Genomic DNA, 17,119 nt, shown 5'->3' with positions numbered 1-17,119 from the left:
GGCCGCCCGCCCGCGCCGGTTCGGCGTCGAGGCACCCGACCGCCCCCCGGCCCGATCGGTACCGAGGGGCTCGACGGGTCCCGCCGCCGGTGCCACCGGGCTCTCCCGTCCTGTCGAGGAGGGGCCGCCCGGGTCGGAACCGCCGGTGTCACGCTCCCACGGCCACTCCGCCGGCAGCAGGTGCTCGGCCTGCGCCAACACGTCCGCCTCCAGCCGGCGCAACTCCGGCCCCGGATCCACTCCCAGCTCCTCGGCCAGCACCCGGCGCGCGCGGCGCAGGGCGGACAAGGCGTCGCCCTGCCTCCCGGCTCGGTACAGGGCCAGTGCCAGGAGCCGCCACCCCTCCTCCCGCCACGGGTGCCCGGCCACCTGCGCCTCCAGGTCGGGCACCGCCTCCGGCCCCCGGCCCCCGGCGATCAGGGCGGCCGCCCTGCGCTCCACCGCCACCAGTCGTGACTCGTCGAGCCGGTTGATCTCCGCCCGCGCCCACGGGTATTCCTCGAACCCCGCGTACGCCGGACCACGCCACCACCCGAGCGCCTCGTCGAGCAGCGCGAGGGCCGAAGCGGGCCGACCGGAGGCGAGCAGTTCACCGGAGTCGGCGACGGCCGTCTCGAACCGTCGCGCGTCCACCGCGTCGGGGTCCACCCGCAGCGCGTACCCGGGAGGGGAGGTGACCAGCAGCCGGGCCGGGGCCCGAGGAGGCCGGTCGGGTTCCAGCACGCGGCGCAAGGCCGAGACGAAGGTCCGCAACGCTCCCACGGCGCCGGCGGGCGCGGGATCCCACAGGTCATCGACCAGGCGGTCCACCGGAACGACGCGACCCCGCGCCACCAGCAGCCTGGCCAACACCGCGCGGTGCCGGGGGCCGGGCAGGGCCAGCGGTCCTCCCGCGTTCCCGGCCGCCAGCGGACCGAGCACCGAGAACCACACCGACGAGGTCACCGACATCCTCTCCGCAGCCACCGGTCCGGCACTGTAACCGCGCTGGGGCACCACGGCAGCCGGGGTGTGGTGACCCCGAGGAAGTCGTTCTCCGGCGCCGCATGGTCGACGAGCACCGTCCCAGTGACGGTGGGGAGCACCGGCGGCCACGCGCGCCACCTCCACCGTCGCGGGACGCGTGATCGGTGCCGCCGACGCCGGACCGGTGCGCCGGCCCGTGGGCGGGAGTCGGCTGGCCCTGACCACCGCGCCGCCGAGCGGGCACCCGGCCGCTGTCTCGGGCGGGGCCCGATGGCCACCACCCGGCCCTCGCGCTGGAGCCGGCGGAGGACGTCGACCTCGTTCTGGGGGAGTTCCCCGGCGGGGGGAGAGCACGTAGCCCAGGCGTCCTCGGATCCGGCACCCGAATTCGGCGCCAGACCCCGCCGGGTGGGCCGGCTCGTTCTCACGTGGCCGGCGAGACCAGCGCGGTGGCGCGCCGCGCGGGCCACGCTCATCCCGCGCTGACCCAACGCTGACGTGGTGCTCATCGCCTCGGCACACGCTCGGGGCATCGGCGTCACCCGGACGCCGCGCCCGAGAGGAAGGCACGAGATGAACAGCGACGTCCGCATCACCGGATTCGACTACCAGCGGGTCCCCGTCGCAGGGGGAGTGGAGTTGCACGTCGCCGTGGCGGGCACCGGGAGCCCGGTCGTCCTCCTCCACGGCTTCCCCCAGACCCACCTCATGTGGCGGCACGTGGCCGCCGACCTGGCCACCGACCACACCGTCCTCTGCCCCGACCTGCGGGGCTACGGGGCCAGCGACAAGCCCGCCGACACGGACGGGACCACCTACGCGAAGCGACGCATGGCCGAGGACGTCGTCACCCTCGCGCACGCGTTCGGGCACGAACGCTTCGCGCTGGCCGGCCACGACCGGGGCGCGCTGGTGGCGTTCCGCGCGGGACTCGACCACCCCGACGCCGTCACCCACCTGGCGGCGCTGGACGTCGTCCCCACCCTCGACACCTGGGACGTGCTGCGTGGAGTCAGCGCCGCCGTCGGATTCCACCTCTACCTGATGGCCCAGCCGCCCGGGCTGCCGGAGGCCCTGATCGGGGCGGCGCCGGACGCCTTCTTCGGCCACTTCCTCGACGTGTGGGGCCAGGACCCGGACGCCGTCCCGGCGGAGGTGCGGGCCGCCTACCTGCGGGCCTCCCGGGAGGCGGTTCCCTCCATCGTGGCCGACTACCGGGCCTCGGCCACCGTCGACATCGAGCACGACGAGGCGGACCGGCTGGCCGGCAACGAGCTGCGGATGCCCGTCTCCGTCCTCCAGCAGGACTGGGGCGCCGCGCTCGGCTACGACGCCGGCGAGGTGTGGCGACGGTGGGCCCCCGACCTCGCCCACTCGACGGTGTCCGCCGGGCACTTCATGGCCGAGGAGTCGCCCGGCGAGGTCGTCCACGCGTTGCGCGCCCTGCTGGCGCGCTGAGCGGCCGACCGGTGTGGCGGCCGGACGAGGAGGGCTGCCCCCTGGTGCCGGCGTCACCCCTGCCGGCGTTCCGTGCCATCCCGGCGGCGTCCCGCCGACGGCGTGCTACCGGCCGGGCCGTCGTCGCCCCTTCCCACCGCCTGTCCCGACGGGACCGGTATCGGCGCGAACCGAACCGTTCGGGCCGGCCAGGGGCGACGACGGCGTTCGGGGAACCGGTCAGCGCAGGGTGCCCAGGGCGTCCGCGCTGAAGGGGGTGAGCTCCTCCTCGCGTCCCTCCAGGACCTTGCGCGCCCACTCGGGGTCGGCCAGCAGCGCGCGGCCGACGGCGACGAGGTCGAACTCGTCACGCTCCAGCCGGTCCAGCAGCCGGTTGACGCTCTCCACGCCGGCGCCCTGGCCCGCGAAGAGGGCGGCGGGTTCGAAGACGGAGTCGAGGCCGACCGACCCGACGGTGATCACGGGCTTCCCGGTCAGCTTGCGGGTCCACCCGGCCAGGTTCAGGTCGACACCCGAGTCGGGGAACTCGGGCTCCCAGAAGCGGCGGGTGGACGCGTGGAAGGCGGTCACGCCCGCCTCGGACAGCGGGGTGAGCAGCCGCTGGAGCTCGTCGGGGGTCTCGGCCAGTCGCGCGTCGTAGTTGTCCGCCTTCCACTGCGAGAAGCGGAGGACGACGGGGAAGTCGGGAGCGACGCGTTCGCGCACGGCGGTGATGACGTCGGTGGCGAAGCGGGTGCGGGCGACGAGGTCGCCGCCGTAGCCGTCGGTCCTCCGGTTGGTGCGCTCCCAGAGGAACTGGTCGATCAGGTAGCCGTGCGCGCCGTGCAGCTCGATCCCGTCGAAACCGATGCGTTCGGCCTGGTGGGCAGCTTCGGCGAACGCGGTGATGACGCGGTCGATCTCGGTGGGGGAGAGGGCCTCACCGGCTCCCTCGGTGCCGTCCAGCGCGATCCCGGACGGGCCGACCGAGGGGGCCTCCGGGAAGGGCGGGTTGCCGGCGGGGCGTTGGATGCCCACGTGCCACAGCTGGGGCATGATCCGGCCGCCGGCGGCGTGCACGGCCTCGACGACGTGGCGCCAGCCGGCGAGCGGCGCCTCGCCGTGGAAGCGGGGCACGCTCTCCACGTCCCCGGCCGAGGGGTGGTCGATGTAGGTGCCCTCGGTGATGATCAGACCGGTGCCGGCCGCGGCACGGCGGGCGTAGTAGTCGGCGACATCCGTTCCTGGGACGCCTCCCGGTGAGAAAGCCCTGGTCATCGGGGCCATGACGATGCGGTTCGGCAGTTCCGCCGAACCCAGGGTCAGCGGGCGGGCGAGGGCCTGGGCGACGCGAGTGGACATGGGGCTGGACTCCCGGGAGGTCGACGAATTGCTCCTTTGAAAGATACAGTTTCTGCCAGAAAATGCAACTGTGTCTGTGACGATTTGGGGTCGGGATGTGGTGGCCGAGTAGGCTGCGGGGACGAACGGGGAGGTGCGACGGTGCTGGACATCAGGTTCTCCAGTGCGCTGGCCGTCATGTTCTTCCTGGCCATCGCCGAGGAGGAGGGCGCGCCGGTCGTGAGCAGCGGCCAGCTCGCCGAGCGCGTCGGCGCCAACCCCAGCCTGGTCCGCAAGCTCCTCGTCCCCCTGGGGCACGCTGGTCTGGTCGAGTCGATCAAGGGGCGGGCCGGCGGCACCCGACTGGCGCGACCGGCCGAGGCCATCACGCTGGCCGAGATCTACCGCTGTGCCGTCGGCGACAAGCCGTTGTGGGTGTGCCGGCCGGAGGTCGAGAGCGGGTGCGTCGGTGCCGCGCACGCCTCCGCCTACTTCGAGGACCTCACCGCACGAGCCGAAGGCGCGGTGCTGGCCATGCTCAACCAGGAGACGCTCGCCGACGGCCTCCGAGCGAGCCGAAGCCACTGCGCCCCCGGTCACGCCGGTTGACCCCGCCCTCCCTGCCCGCTGGCGATGGCGCCGAGGGGGCTCTCCGCCCTCCGGGCATCGGATCGTGCTGGTGGGGCACTACAGCCCAGCGGCCACCTTCAGCCCTGGTGGTGATCCGTGGTCGTGCTCGGTGTCCCGCTCTATCCAGGCCTTCCCCTCCGCCGCGATGCCCTCGAGGATGTGCAGGGTGTGGGTGAAGCCCGCCGAATCGAGATTGATCCGTGACAGCGAATCCTCATTCTCGCCTGTGGTGAACGATCCTGTTCCGGGCAGCGTGACCAGGATGTTCCGGGCCGGGCCGTTCAGAAGCGTGAGTTCCAGCGTGTAGCTAGCTCTGCTGGTCTCGGTCACATGAACCGAGGAAACGGCATCGAATCGGAAGTTGTTCCTCGTCTCGCCGCTGGTGGACACTCGTTCGAAGTTGAGTTCGACGCTCACCTCGCGAACCCCGTCCTGCGTGATCAGGAACAGGCTGATGTCGTAGCGGGAGTATCGCCAGGGGCCGCCGGTGACTCGCGCTCGGGTGTGTCGCGAGGCTGGCGTCTGGAGGAACGCGTGCGCGATGATGTCGCGCCATGCCAGCTTGTAGTGCTTGAGCGCTGAGTTGAGCAGCACTGTCTTGTCGCAGTTCAGCCAGGCCTCCAGTTCCTTCTCTGAGGGCCGCGTGGATTCCAGTTTGGAGACCCACCGGTCGTGTTCCTCCTGGCGTGTGCGCAGTTCGTCCCAGTAGTCCCCGAAATCCTCGATCGTCCGCCGTCTCTCGCTTATCACGGCGTACCACCTCCGGACCGCTGGTGGAACGGCCCCGAGCAGGGCGAGTGTCGCCGAGGAGGCTGGCAGCAGTGACTGGTCAACAGCCGAGTGGACCAGGCTGGCCAGGGAGATGGCCAGGGTAGTGAGGGAGAGTGAGAACCAGAGTTTGACCGAGGTGCGGACCGAGTACCGCCTGCGGTGATCAAGGAGCGTGTCCTCGTCCCATTTCTTCCTCGTCCTTCGTGCGAGGTGTCTGATCAACCACCGGACATTTCCCACTCCGATGCTGGATTCGGTGTAGATCTCGGCGACCTCGGTCGCCAGCGTGCTCCGGATCCCCCTCGTGCCAGCCTGCCAGGTCTGACGACCTTCGTCCGTTGGGCCGTACTTGTCGAAGTAGTGCCGGAAGGCCGAATCGACCGCGCTGGAGAACTCACGGTTCGCGGCCGTGGGAGTGGTGCGCGGTCCCAGGTGGTCCGCATCCTTCTCCAGGCGGCGTTGTGTTCGGTAGCGCCACTCCAGGCTGGTCCTCCCGGCCACGACACCGGCGCTGATGACGACGAGGACGGGGAGGATCGTCGCAAGGGACGCCGTGTCGAGGACTATCCAACCGAGGTACGCGAGGGCCGCGATACCCAGTGTCGACCACGCGCAGGCCGCGAGCGTGTCAACAGTGGTCGCCTGCGCGTAGAGCGGCCTTCGGGCTCGCGCCTCAGCCGGATCGGGCTCGAAGTAGGCCCAGACGCGGTCGCCTCGTCCTCCCTTGAACCTGTTTTCCTGGGCGGTCGTGTGGGTCTCGGCCCAGAACCTGTCCTTGGTACCGCCGGTGAGGACGAGATCGAGGTGACGAATGATCTTGTCACGTTGGGGAGGGTCGAGGGCGAGGATCTTGTCCAACGCGGGGCCGGGATCGCCGTCGACACGTCTGAGAGCACGCAGTAGCTCGCAGATCGCCTCCAGGCCACGTTTCCACTCACCGTTCGGGAATCGGTGCACGGCGGCGGTGGTGTTGGCCAGGTCATCCCGTTCCTGCTGGGAAAGGTCGCGCAGTGACCGCTTGTCGAGCATCGCGAGGACGAGGTGAAACCGTGCTTCGCATCCGCTGAAACCGTGTGCGATGGCATCCTCGATGAGTTCCCTCGCACGGGAGGGTATTCCGTCGTCAAGGCACCTGATGCCCAGTTCGTACTTCTGTTCTGGCGAGGCATCGGGGAGGATCTGGTAGACCGAGGAGTTGTGGACCTGCTCGGCCTGGATCCCGACCGTGCTACCGGGTGAGCTGACCGTGTTGAAGGTTCCGCTGGTCGACGTCATGAGAGCCCACTAGCCGCCGCTATCAGCGCCGTCACCTTGGTGGCGAGATCAGTGATGTCGGAGACAAGTCCTCGGAGCCTCTTGAGCGCCAGGACGAAATGGCTCTTCTTCTCCGGTTCGGCGGACTGGAGTGAGGTGTCGGCTATCGTCAGCTCGGCCGCCGCTGCCCGGAAGGTGCTCTCGTCGAGTGCTCCTCGGGCCCGTTCGGCCTCCAGGTAGGAGCGGAAGGACGCGAGTTCGACGGCCAGTCCCTTGGGGGTCTGGTCGAGCGCGGCGGTGGTCATGTACACGGTGCTGTCGTAGATGTGGGACCCCTGGATCCCGACCTGTCCATGAGCGACGTTGTGGACGGTGTTCCCGGCTTCGGGTCCGTTGGTGTTCCGCATGCCTGCGTACTCCCGTTCCATGGTGAGTTCCGCGGCGAGCCGTACCGCGAACGACGCGGCATTGGATGCCGCTCGCGGCTGCCAAGCTCGATCTTCGGTGCTGGACTTGGAGCCATCGGCCCGATCGCTGATGCCCCGGACGACCGCGATGGGCGCCCCGTTCAGGTGACCGGCCTGCGCGGCACCGGCCCCCTCCATCTCGATCGCCAACGCGTCGTTGTAGTGCGAACGTAGCCACTCCGCCTCTCGGGAGCTGCGGGAGTTCTGCACGATCTCGCCCGCCGCGATGGCGCCGAGGTGCACGCGCGGCGGGGAGGAGCTCCGATCCGCCGCGTTCGTCCAGCCGGTCCGGCTGATGTGTCCCGCGAGCTGGGTGATCTCGTGGGCCGTTTCCCACACACGCGGGCGGGCCTTCATCCCGTCATCCTCGCTGGTCCCGCCGTGGTACGCGTAGACGTGCGTCGCGACAACGACATCTCCGAGTCGGGTCGTGTCCCACAGCGCGCCGGCCACTCCCACGAAGAGCAGGGCGAGGGGCGAGAAGTGCTGGAGGGCTCGTTCCGCGAGTACTGCGGTGGCGTTGTTCCCCTTCCCGGTCATCGCCAGCGCTACCGGGCACCGGGTGCCCCTGACCCGCCCGAGTTCGAAACGTGTCCCCCTCTCATGTCGGTGCACGTGGAGGCCCACGAGCTGGTCACGCACGGCTTGGTACTCGAGGTCGAAGGCGGTGAGGATCACCACCGGTGTTTCCGTCATCCAATGTCCTTGGTGGTCAGGGCAGCGTGGGGCGAACGACCGGCGGGTGCAGCGTGGTTCGTGGGCCGGCCTTGTACAACCGTGCTGGGCGTCCCTTGGTCGGGCGTCGCACCTCGCCGGCGGGTAGCACGAAACCTGGGACCCCTCGAACCTTCCGGTAGAAGTTCCCCTGGTCGAGGCGGACGCCCCACACGGCCTCGTAGACCTGTTGCAGGTCGGACAAGGTGAACGGCTCCGGACAGAAGGCCGTGGCGAGGGAGGTGCGCTCCAGTTTCGTCCGCGCGCGTTCGATCCCGTCCGCCAGGATCTGGTCGTGGTCGAAGGCGAGGCGCGTGGTGCGGGAAAGGGGGTCCGCCGCCGGCGTCCACAACGCGCGGGCGGCGTCAGTGCCGGCGACGGGTTCGGGAAGTTCCGGCGCTATCGCGAGGTATGCGATGGAGATGACGCGACCCCGGGGATCCCGATCAGGGCCGCCATAGGCGCCCAGTTGTTCGAGGTGCAGCCGGGAGAGATCGAGGTTCGCCTCCTCGCGGAGCTCCCGAAGGGCCGCGTCGACGATGTCCTCGTCAGCGGTGTTCAGAAAGCCGCCCGGTAGTGCGTGCTGGCCCCGGTACGGTTCGGTACCGCGTTCGACGAGAAGAACGTGAAGCTCCGACGAGCGGAGTGTGAGGATCACGAGATCGACAGCGATCAGGATTGCTGGAGGGGACCAGGTCTCGCCGGACATGGTGGGGACTATATCTTCTTGTCAACTAGACAGGAAGGGTGAATTCTATTTCTCCTCGCAACCACCTGCGGCGGGACGGAACGCGACTGGGCGACCCTGCATTCGTGGGGAGGGCGGTCGGCCTTCAGTACCCACTCGGCGGCGGGATGGGTGGTGACCACGTGCTGCCCCTCGCCGCCGTTGGAGGGCAGCGGCGAGGGAGGCCGCCCGAGCCGGTCCTCGGGTGCGGACAGCCGAGGCGGGATCGGCGGACGGTCCTGCTCGACCCCATTCGTGGGCCGGCCGGCGGGGCACCCGTGGCCGGCGAGTTCAGGTGCGCGAACCCGTGGTGCCGGGGTGGTTCGCCAGCTCGGCCGGCATCCGGGAGCCGTTCCCGTCGGTCCCGCTCCCGGAGGGAGGAACGGCGCGGGGTCCCGCCAGGCCGATGGCGAGGGCGGCGAGGGCGAGGCAGGACGCGCTCCACAGCAGCGGCACGATGCCGACGGCTCCGACCAGGCCTCCCCCGAGGAGGGCGCCGAGCGCGATGGCGGCCGTGAACAGGCCCACGTAGAGGCCGGTCACCTCCTCGACGCGGTCGGGAGCCGACCGCTGCATCCAGAGCTGGCCGGCGACCGAGAGACCACCGTAGGCCAGGCCCCACAGGCCCATCGCCACCCCGGCGACCCCGGTCAGGCCCGCCGACAGCGCGAGCAGGGCGACGGAGGCGGCGATGCCGCCGGCCAGGAGCAGCACGGTCGCGCGCGGCCGCCCCGCCGCGAGGGCCCCGGCCGCGAAGTTCCCCACCAGTCCGAACACCCCGTAGACGAGGAGCGCCACGGCGATCCCGCCGGCCGTCATCCCGTGCCCCTCGAGGGTGGGGCGCACGTAGGTGTATGCGGCGAAGTGGGCGGTGACCAGGACGACGACCACGGCCAGTCCGCCGACGACCGCCCTCGAAGCCAGTGGTGACCGGCCGGCCGGCACCCCAACGGCCGGCCCGGTCCGAGGCCTGGGCAACCGGGGCAGCGTGACCAGCAGGGCGGCGGCCAGGACGACGGCGCTCACGGCCAGCGCGACGAACGCCGCCCGCCACCCGAAGGCGTCGCCGATGACGGTGCCGGCGGGCACGCCGGCCACCGAGGCTGCCGCGACCCCGCTGACGGCGCAGGACACCGCCAGCGCCGCATGACGGGGCCCGACCAGGCGCGGGGCCACCGCCGCCGCCAGCCCCCACACCGCTCCCATCCCCAGACCGAGGATGACGCGGGAGACCACGAGAAGCCCGAACCCGTCCGCGACCGCGGTGAGCGCGTTCCCGGCCGCCAGCACGACCATCGACACCGCGAGGACCCACCGCCGGTCCACCCCACCCAGCACGCGGGGCACCACCGGCGCGGTGACCGCCGTGACCAGGCCGGTGATCGTCAGGCTGAACCCGGCCGTTCCCGAGCCGACCCCCAAGCCCTCGGCCATGGGCGTCAGCACGCCCACGGGCAGCATCTCCGAGGTGACGACCACGAAGGTGGACAGGGACAGGACGGCCAGCGCCACCCACTGCCAGGCGGTCGTGTGGTGGGAGCCGGTCCCGGCGGAAGCGGAGGAACTCATGCTCCCCAGGCAAGCAACGGGACGGCAGCCGAACAACGGCGATCTCCTCGCCGATCGATAAGCTGAGCTGATCGAACGTGGTCGGAGGGGGGTGCCGTGCACCAGGCCAACCTGCACCAGATCGAGTGCCTGCTCACGCTGGCGGAGGAGCTGCACTTCGGCCGCACCGCCGAGCGGCTCGGGTACTCGCAGAGCCGGGCCAGCCAGCTCGTCGCCGAACTCGAACGGCGGCTCGGGGTCCGGCTGGTCGAGCGCACCAGCCGGCGGGTCGCGCTGACGAGGTTCGGGGTCCAGTTCGTGGACGAGGTGCGTCCCGCCTACGAGGAACTGACGGCGGTCTTCTCCCGAGCGCGTGATCGCGCGCGGAGGCGTGAGCTGCGTGAGCTGCGAGTGGGTTTCCACGGCGACGTCTACGAGGAGATCACCGAGGCCTTCCGGTCGCTGCGCGCCGAGCACGGGGTGTCGATGGCGCTGAGCGAGGTACCGCTGGGTTCGCCCTTCACCGCCGTTGTGGAGGGTCGGGTCGACGCGGCGGTGGTGGAGCTGCCATGCCACGAGGCCGCGCTCACCGTCGGGTACCGGTTCCCCCCGCAGGACCGGCTGCTGGCGGTCTCGACGAACCACCCGCTGGCCCGCCGGACGTCGGTCACGGTCGAGGAGCTGGCGGAGTGGGACGTCGTCCGCCCCCTCGGCGACGCACCCGACTACTGGATGGCCGCGAGGGTGCCGCGCGCGACGCCGGCGGGCCTGCCGATCTCCTCGTCCGTGGCCATCTCCACGATCCACGAGGGTCTCGCGACGGTCGCCGGCGGAGAGCACGTGATGCTGGTCTGCCGCCCGCTCGCGGACCGCGCGGCGCGCCGGGACGTTCGCTTCCTGCCGGTGACGGGCATGGAGGCGTCCTCCCAGCTCGGGTTGGTGTGGCGTCGTGATCGGGGTGGCGACCAGCTGGTCACCCTGGCGCGGTTGCTGCGCACCGCCTTCACGGTCGCCCCAGCGGGAGCTCGGGCGGCGACAGCGGCCGAGGAGGGGCCCGGAAGGTCGGCGTCCCCGGTCGTCGTGGGCTGACGCGGGTGCCGGGTGGGCCACCGGCCACCACCGGGGCTTCCGCTCGGGTGGGGCGGCGGGCCGCGCCGCGCCTCCGGAGGAGGGGGCGTGGGCGAGGGCTCGAGGCCCTCCGTCCCGGGGCGGCGGCAGCCCACGAGCCCGCCGGGCCGTCGGACCCGGCCCGTCACGCAGCGCGCTGACTGGCCGAGGTGGTGCGGCGGTTGGTCATGACGTGTGCGGGTGCAGGATGTGCGGCACCCCTGTCGGCGCGCACACCCAGTGGGCTCGGCTTCCCGGCGGGAGTTCCTCCAGCTCGTCGTTCGTGCCGACGCCGTGCGCCGCGAGGTGTCGGACGGCATCGTCGAGGTCGTCGGTGGTGAGCTCCAGCCAGATATCGGAGCGCGCGTAGTTGTCCACCCGGTCGAGCCACAGGGCGTAGGCGCCGAAATCGACCCGCGCCGAGCGCGAGACCATCCCGACCGGCGCGGCTGGTTCCTCGGTGACGTGGAGACCGAGCACGTCCCGGTAGAAGGCGACCGTGTCGTCGAAGCGCGCGGCGGGCAGTTTCATGGCGATGTTGGGGCCACCGCGGAACTGGGGACTGGGCATTGGTACCTCCTGGAGCGAAGTGCAACGAGATGGTTGCACTAAAGCGAGCGTTGATGCAATAGGCTGGTTGCATGTCGCTGGATGGGAACGCGGACCGGATCGAACGGGACATCCTGATCGAGGCGCCGCCTCGAGTGGTCTGGGACCTGGTGTCCGAACCGGGCTGGTGGATCAACGGCGGCGAGATCACCCCGCACGAGCTCCAGGCCGACGGAGACGCCCGGGTCCTGGTCCGCGACCCGGAGCACGGCGTCTTCGCCGTGGAGACCGTCGACAGCCGGCCCCACGAGTACATCGCCTTCCGCTGGTACGGCGGCCCTTCGGAGACTGGGCGCGTCGCCGCCCTCGGGCCTGGGAACTCGACGCTCGTCGAGTTCCTCCTCCGACCCGTCGGTACCTCCTCGGTCCGGCTGCGGGTGGTGGAGAGCGGCTTCGCGGAGCTGGACGAGACCGCACTGCTCCGGCGCAGGATGCTCGACGACAACACCGAGGGCTGGCGGCAGGAACTCGCGGCGCTCCACCGGCACGTCGGACGGACGGCGCGGTGAACGGGCCCGACCGGACGGTCGTGGAGATCTGTTCCGCTCTTGGGGACGACACGCGGTGGGCGATCCTCCGCAGGCTGGAGGCCGGTGCCGCCTCCGCCTCCGCCCTCGCCGAGGGCTTGCCCGTCACCCGGCAGGCGATCTCCCGCCACCTGGAGATCCTTCGGGGAGCCGGCCTGGTCGAGCGGGAGCGACACGGTCGGGAGTTGCGGTACAGGGCGGTGGGAACACGGCTCGGTGCCGCTGCCAACCAGCTGGGCCTGATGGCCGCGGCCTGGGATCGGCGGCTGGAACGTCTCCGGGAGCGGGCGACGTCCGGAACCGAGCCAGGGGAGCCGGGGTGAGCGGTGGTCCGGGCTTCGGCGAGTGCGTCGCGCCACTGGGCCGCCACGGCCCGACCAACCCACGGCCCACCAGCTGATCAGGCCTCCTGGCCTGGCAGCCGCCCCTCGGGGTCACCTCCCGATCCAGAGGGACCGCGCCATGACAGGGGTCGCCACGCCGGAAAGGCAGGGCGGATACGGTCCCGCCTCACGGCCGCGCGGGGAGTGAGCGCGGCACGTCGGGTCGACCGCCGCGACACCCGCCCAGGTCACCGTGGCACCCGGCGGTGTCAGCATCCTCGTCGACGGAGACGATCTCGTGGTCATCGAGGACGGCGGCCGGTGAGGACCCGGACGGGCGCCATCCGCACCGGCTGGACCGACCCAGCGCCAGCGGGTCAATGTCAACGGCAACTGTCCGCGAACCACGAAAAACCCTCCTGACCTGGATGGTGATCCCGATCAGGAGGGTTTCGATGGTGGTGGAGCTGAGGGGACTCGAACCCCTGACCCTCACACTGCCAGTGTGATGCGCTACCAGCTGCGCCACAGCCCCGTGTTACTCGCTCCCGGAGGACCCCCTCCGTTCGCTCGCAGGGATACAGTACAACACCCCGAGAGGGGGTGTGCGCAGGGGGGTGCGCTTCCGGCGCCAGCCCGGGTGAGGGCCGGTCTGAGCTGCGGGAACGAGCGCGGTCGGCCATGACGCCCGGTCCTGGGGCCGAGGGACGCCCGCTGTGCGGTGTTCGGGGCCGGACGCGCGAGGTGGCCGGGCTCGCGCTTCCCTCCCCGCCCGGGCCGCCGCCTCCCTCGGCGCCGCCCGAGGTGGGGTCCTCCCCTCTTGGGGGCCGCCGGCGGGCGGGTGGTGCCCCGGGGGTCGCTCAGCGGCCGATCGGGGAGGTGGCCCGCTCCCCGAACCCGCCAGCCGGGGCGGCCGGCAGCTCGGCACCCGTGGAGCCATCACCCTCGGAGGGGGTCGGTCCGCCGCCCTCGCGCGCGTTCTCCCGGCGGGCCAACACCCCGGAGACGACCGCGATGCCCAGGCCCACCACGGCCAGCCCCGCGCCGACGAGGTTCGGAGCGGTGAGGCCCAGCCCAGCGCTGATGACCAGCCCACCCAGGTAGGCGCCGATCGCGTTGGCGATGTTGAACGCGGACTGGATGCTGGCGGCCGCCAGGCTCGGCGCGCCCTCCGCCCGGTCCAGGATCAGCGTCTGCACCGTCGGACCGGCGGCGAAACCGGTCACGCCGATCAGGAAGATCGTGACGGCGGCGAGCACCTTGTCGTGCGCGGTGAAGGCGAACAGGCCCAGCATGAGGGCCAGGCCGGCGAGGAACCCGTACAGGCTGGGCATCAACGCCCGGTCGGCGAGCCGGCCGCCCAGCAGGTTGCCGATCGTCATGCCGACGCCGAACAACGCCAGCAGCCAGGTCACGCTGCCGGCGTCGTAACCGGCGACGTCGGTCATCATCGGGGTGATGTAGCTGAAGCAGGCGAAGGTCCCGCCGAAGCCGAAGGTGACGATGCCCAGCGCCAGCCACACCTGGGGCCGGCGGAACGCCCCGAGCTCCCGGCGCATCCCCGCGTCCCGTGGCGCGGGCTGCCGGGGGACCAGGGCCGCGACGCTGACCAGCGCCGCCGCGCCCACCAGGCCGACCATGACGAAGGTCCACCGCCAGCCGACCTGCTGCCCGAGCAGGGTGCCGAGCGGCACGCCGACGACGTTCGCGAGGGTGAGCCCGGCGAACATCATCGAGACCGCCTTCGCCCGGTGTTCGCGGGCGACCAGGCTGGCCGCGACGACGGCGCCCACTCCGAAGAACGTCCCGTGGGGCAGCCCGGCGAGGACCCGGGTGGCGAGCAGGGTCTCGTGGTTGGGGGCCAGCGCCGACACCAGGTTCGACGCGGTGAACAGCGCCATCGTGCCGAGCAGCATCGTCTTCCTGGGCAGGCGGGCACCCACGGCGGTGAGGGCGGGCGCGCCGATCACCACCCCGAGGGCGTAGCCGGAGATCAGGTGTCCCGCCGTGGGGATGGACACCTCGTTGCCGGCGGCGATCTCCGGCAGCAGGCCCATCATGACGAACTCCGTGGTGCCCAGCCCGAAGGCGCCGACGGCCAGGGCGAGGAGGGCGAGTGGCACGACTTCTCCAGATCGGTGGTGGGGCGAGCGGTGCTCGTCGTGCGGCTGACGACGTGGGTGACCGCTCGTGACGTGGGACTCAGCTGGGGGAGGGGAGGACCCCGAGCACGGGACCTCGACCCTGAGGCACCCTCCCCCCAACCGTGCACGAGATCACCTGCTTCCCTGAACCGGTTGTGAGCCGAGCCACCGGGAGCGGGGCTGGGCACCCACCGCCGGGCCGGTGCGATCGCTGCCTAGGCTGAGCGTCGCCCGTCATCACCCCAGCCCCGAAGGTTCCGCCCCGTGCTCTCCGACGTCGTGGATGTCCTGGCCTGTCCGCACTGCGGCCGGGCCTGCTCAGCGGTCCCGTCCGGGCTGCGGTGCGAGGAGGGGCACCACTTCGACGTGGCCAGGCAGGGATACGTGAGCCTGCTGACCGGGCGCCACTCCGGGCACGGCGGGGACACCGCCGCGATGGTGGCCGATCGGGCGGACTTCCTCGCCGCTGGCCACTACGCGCCGATCCGCGACCTGGTGGCCGCCACGGCCGCCACCGCCGTGGAGAGCGGGGGAGGCCCTGCCCGGGTCGTGGAGGTGGGGGCCGGGACGGGCTACTACCTGGCGGGTGTCCTCGACCGGCTGTCCCGCTCCCGGGGCGTCGCCGTGGACGTGTCCCGGTACGCGGCGCGGCGCGCCGCCCGCTGCCACCCGAGGGCCGGTGCGGTGGTCGCCGACGCCTGGGCGGGCCTGCCGGTGCGGGACCACGCCGTCGACCTGGTGCTGAACGTGTTCGCGCCGAGGAACCCGGTCGAGATGCGCCGGGTGCTCGCCGCGGACGGCGTGCTGCTCGTGGTCACGCCCGAGGACCACCACCTGGCCGAGCTGGTGGGGCCGTTGGGGCTGGTCGGGGTGGACACCAGGAAGCGGGAGCGGGTGGACGACCAGCTCGGCGCCCATTTCCGGCCCGTGGAGCGCCGTCCGCTGGAGTTCGGGCTGGTTCTCGACCACGCCGAGGTGCGGCGGCTGGTGGGGATGGGGCCGAGCGCCCATCACGTCCAGGGGGTGGAGGTCTCGTCGTGGCTGGCGGGACAGCCCGAGGTGGTGTCGGTGACCGGCGCGGTGGAGCTCTCGGTCTACCGGCCCCGGTGAAACCGTCGTCCTGTCGCCGTCGTGGCGGTCGCGTCGTCCTGCCGCTGCCGCGACGTGCCGACCCGCGTCCCCCGCTCGCTCGGCGCTGGCCGGGCGGCCCGCCGGCGGGTAGCGAGGTCAGCACCAGGACCTGGGGCTCACCGACGACCGCGACATCGTGCGGAACGTGTTCCTTGGCCACGAGCGCGCCAGGGGCGGGACGCCCGTCCCGGGACGGGTTCCACCACCGGGGCGTGCGTGGTGTCCCGGGTGGGGAGTTCGGCGACGAGCCGGCCCAGGTCGCGATCCGGGTGGCGACCTCGAACACGTCGTTCATGGTGTGGCTGATGAGCACCACCCCCAGGGCCGCGCCGGGTGAGCCGTCGGACGGGGGCGAGGACGTGCCTGGCCGGGGCGACGCCGGGTGTGGAGGCGGGTTCGTCGAGGAGGCCCCTGTTGATCCACGGCACGGCGCCGCACTCCCCGGGCGGGGCCGGGGGCGCGACGGCCCCGTGGTCCGGGACCAGTGACAGCCATCCCCCTGCATGGGAACGGAGGGGAACGGAACGGTCGCCGTCCGAGGTGGATTCCCCTCCCGAGTGATGGCCCCTCGGTTTGTTGCTCGGTTGTGAAGCGAATCACCATAATTTCCCGTTTCTGGTGATCGGGCTTTGGGGGTGGTGGACCGACAACGGGAAACCCGGCGCGAACATGGATGCGGGCGGTGGGATCCGTGGCGCTTTCCTGTCGAATCCGGGCAGGTCGTGCGCAACTCGAGACGAGGTGAAGTAGATGTGAACGCAAGGGATTCCCGATGTCTTGTGCGCTTCTTGTCCGGTGGGATATTCTTCGGTGGAGTCCTCTTTGTTCGATGGTGTGGTGGCCGGTGCGGCTCCGGTGGACCGTCGAAATCGCTCGCCAGGTGCTCTGGTCAGGGCGTTGAGGGGAAGTTTCCATTCCAGGTCGCCGCGCGGCGGGGTGGTGGGACCGCTCCGTGTTCCGTTCTCGCGCTACGTCCGGGCGGCGACGTCACGATTTCGGTCCTCCGGGGCCGGTAGGAGAGGGCATGGACGTTACCTTGGGCGACGAACTCCGCTCGGCGCGTGATCGCGCTGTCCTGGGGAACGGTTGTTCCTGTGTCGTCGGGCGCCACGAGTTCAACGTGGTTTCCGTGGCGCGTTTCGCGACCGCGACCCTTCGTCGTTACGAATGCGCGTGCTGTGATTCCTGTCGGGCGAGTGAGGTTCGGGTGCGGCCGGCGGCCCGTTCCCACCGGGGTTCGGACTGGCCGACGCAGGTCATCGGAGTGATCGGCGACGAGCAGCCGGGCACGCTGGTGGGCGAACTCCCCGCACCGCGTTACGCGGCCTGACGGGGCCGGCGCCGGGTCGCGTGACACAGGGAGCCGATCCGCGACCGTCGGCGTCCTTCGGCGGGTGCGGCCGACACCTGACGCGGCCGCACC

At 71.6% G+C, this 17,119-nt stretch carries 16 protein-coding genes and 1 tRNA gene; 8 read left to right on the top strand and 9 right to left on the bottom strand.

The features are described from left to right. A partial coding sequence (locus tag ACTIDRAF_RS0210460; protein WP_016698689.1) for an AfsR/SARP family transcriptional regulator occupies nt 1-951 on the bottom strand: 951 nt, incomplete at its 3' end. 588 nt (nt 952-1,539) lie between these two features. On the opposite strand from ACTIDRAF_RS0210460, the gene ACTIDRAF_RS0210455 reads away from it, so the two are divergent. Next, entirely contained in the window at nt 1,540-2,424 is an 885-nt protein-coding gene (locus ACTIDRAF_RS0210455; protein ID WP_016698688.1) for an alpha/beta fold hydrolase, read from the top strand. Between the two features lie 219 nt (nt 2,425-2,643). On the opposite strand, the gene ACTIDRAF_RS0210450 is transcribed toward ACTIDRAF_RS0210455, so the two are convergent. After that, a complete protein-coding gene (locus tag ACTIDRAF_RS0210450) occupies nt 2,644-3,765 on the bottom strand; it encodes an NADH:flavin oxidoreductase (protein ID WP_016698687.1) in 1,122 nt (373 codons plus the stop codon). Nucleotides 3,766-3,906: 141 nt separating this feature from the next. Between ACTIDRAF_RS0210450 and ACTIDRAF_RS0210445 the strand changes: the two genes are divergently transcribed. After that, nucleotides 3,907-4,353 (top strand): RrF2 family transcriptional regulator, encoded by a 447-nt coding sequence (locus ACTIDRAF_RS0210445; protein WP_016698686.1) that lies wholly within the window; start codon nt 3,907-3,909, stop codon nt 4,351-4,353. 78 nt (nt 4,354-4,431) lie between these two features. On the opposite strand, the gene ACTIDRAF_RS0210440 is transcribed toward ACTIDRAF_RS0210445, so the two are convergent. The 4 genes from ACTIDRAF_RS0210440 to ACTIDRAF_RS28170 form a co-directional block, all read right to left on the bottom strand. Continuing rightward, a complete protein-coding gene (locus ACTIDRAF_RS0210440; protein ID WP_016698685.1) occupies nt 4,432-6,420 on the bottom strand; it encodes a hypothetical protein in 1,989 nt (662 codons plus the stop codon). Continuing rightward, nucleotides 6,417-7,562: a 5'-methylthioadenosine/S-adenosylhomocysteine nucleosidase family protein gene (locus ACTIDRAF_RS0210435; protein WP_016698684.1), complete on the bottom strand. Its 1,146-nt coding sequence runs from the start codon at nt 7,560-7,562 to the stop codon at nt 6,417-6,419. The genes ACTIDRAF_RS0210440 and ACTIDRAF_RS0210435 overlap by 4 nt, the downstream gene beginning before the upstream one ends. 16 nt (nt 7,563-7,578) lie before the next feature. Continuing rightward, on the bottom strand, nt 7,579-8,289 hold the full coding sequence (locus tag ACTIDRAF_RS0210430; protein ID WP_026065964.1) for an NUDIX hydrolase: 711 nt from the start codon (nt 8,287-8,289) through the stop codon (nt 7,579-7,581). 309 nt (nt 8,290-8,598) lie between these two features. Continuing rightward, nucleotides 8,599-9,876 carry an MFS transporter gene (locus tag ACTIDRAF_RS28170; RefSeq protein WP_016698682.1) on the bottom strand — a complete coding sequence of 426 codons (1,278 nt, stop codon included), beginning with the start codon at nt 9,874-9,876 and terminating at the stop codon, nt 8,599-8,601. A 96-nt stretch (nt 9,877-9,972) separates the two neighbouring features. On the opposite strand from ACTIDRAF_RS28170, the gene ACTIDRAF_RS0210420 reads away from it, so the two are divergent. Next, a complete protein-coding gene (locus ACTIDRAF_RS0210420; protein ID WP_016698681.1) occupies nt 9,973-10,944 on the top strand; it encodes a LysR family transcriptional regulator in 972 nt (323 codons plus the stop codon). A gap of 204 nt (nt 10,945-11,148) precedes the next feature. Here the strand turns inward: ACTIDRAF_RS0210420 and ACTIDRAF_RS0210415 are convergent, their stop codons facing one another. Next, the gene (locus ACTIDRAF_RS0210415) at nt 11,149-11,532 is read right to left on the bottom strand and encodes a VOC family protein (RefSeq protein WP_016698680.1); all 384 of its coding nucleotides are present in this window, start codon (nt 11,530-11,532) and stop codon (nt 11,149-11,151) included. Between the two features lie 71 nt (nt 11,533-11,603). Between ACTIDRAF_RS0210415 and ACTIDRAF_RS34465 the strand changes: the two genes are divergently transcribed. Together ACTIDRAF_RS34465 and ACTIDRAF_RS34460 are read left to right on the top strand one after the other, a co-directional pair. After that, nucleotides 11,604-12,080 (top strand): SRPBCC domain-containing protein, encoded by a 477-nt coding sequence (locus ACTIDRAF_RS34465; protein WP_016698679.1) that lies wholly within the window; start codon nt 11,604-11,606, stop codon nt 12,078-12,080. After that, nucleotides 12,077-12,421, top strand: a complete 345-nt coding sequence (locus ACTIDRAF_RS34460) for an ArsR/SmtB family transcription factor (RefSeq protein WP_016698678.1) — start codon at nt 12,077-12,079, stop codon at nt 12,419-12,421. Before ACTIDRAF_RS34465 ends, ACTIDRAF_RS34460 begins: the two co-directional genes overlap by 4 nt. 459 nt (nt 12,422-12,880) lie before the next feature. On the opposite strand, the gene ACTIDRAF_RS0210400 is transcribed toward ACTIDRAF_RS34460, so the two are convergent. Both ACTIDRAF_RS0210400 and ACTIDRAF_RS0210395 read right to left on the bottom strand, forming a co-directional pair. Further along, nucleotides 12,881-12,956 (bottom strand) — tRNA-Ala (locus ACTIDRAF_RS0210400). Nucleotides 12,957-13,281: 325 nt separating this feature from the next. Further along, a complete protein-coding gene (locus ACTIDRAF_RS0210395) occupies nt 13,282-14,544 on the bottom strand; it encodes an MFS transporter (RefSeq protein WP_016698677.1) in 1,263 nt (420 codons plus the stop codon). Between the two features lie 285 nt (nt 14,545-14,829). Between ACTIDRAF_RS0210395 and ACTIDRAF_RS0210390 the strand changes: the two genes are divergently transcribed. From ACTIDRAF_RS0210390 to ACTIDRAF_RS35280, 3 genes are all read left to right on the top strand, one after another. Continuing rightward, nucleotides 14,830-15,675 (top strand): putative RNA methyltransferase, encoded by an 846-nt coding sequence (locus tag ACTIDRAF_RS0210390; protein ID WP_016698676.1) that lies wholly within the window; start codon nt 14,830-14,832, stop codon nt 15,673-15,675. 233 nt (nt 15,676-15,908) lie between these two features. Beyond that, entirely contained in the window at nt 15,909-16,184 is a 276-nt protein-coding gene (locus ACTIDRAF_RS35560; RefSeq protein WP_016698674.1) for a hypothetical protein, read from the top strand. Nucleotides 16,185-16,903: 719 nt separating this feature from the next. Next, nucleotides 16,904-17,026 (top strand): hypothetical protein, encoded by a 123-nt coding sequence (locus tag ACTIDRAF_RS35280; RefSeq protein WP_016698673.1) that lies wholly within the window; start codon nt 16,904-16,906, stop codon nt 17,024-17,026. Nucleotides 17,027-17,119: the final 93 nt, after the last annotated feature.

The organism is Actinoalloteichus spitiensis RMV-1378 (assembly GCF_000239155.1).
GTDB classification, from domain to species: domain Bacteria; phylum Actinomycetota; class Actinomycetes; order Mycobacteriales; family Pseudonocardiaceae; genus Actinoalloteichus_B; species Actinoalloteichus_B spitiensis.
This window is presented reverse-complemented; position numbering and strand designations above follow the sequence as displayed.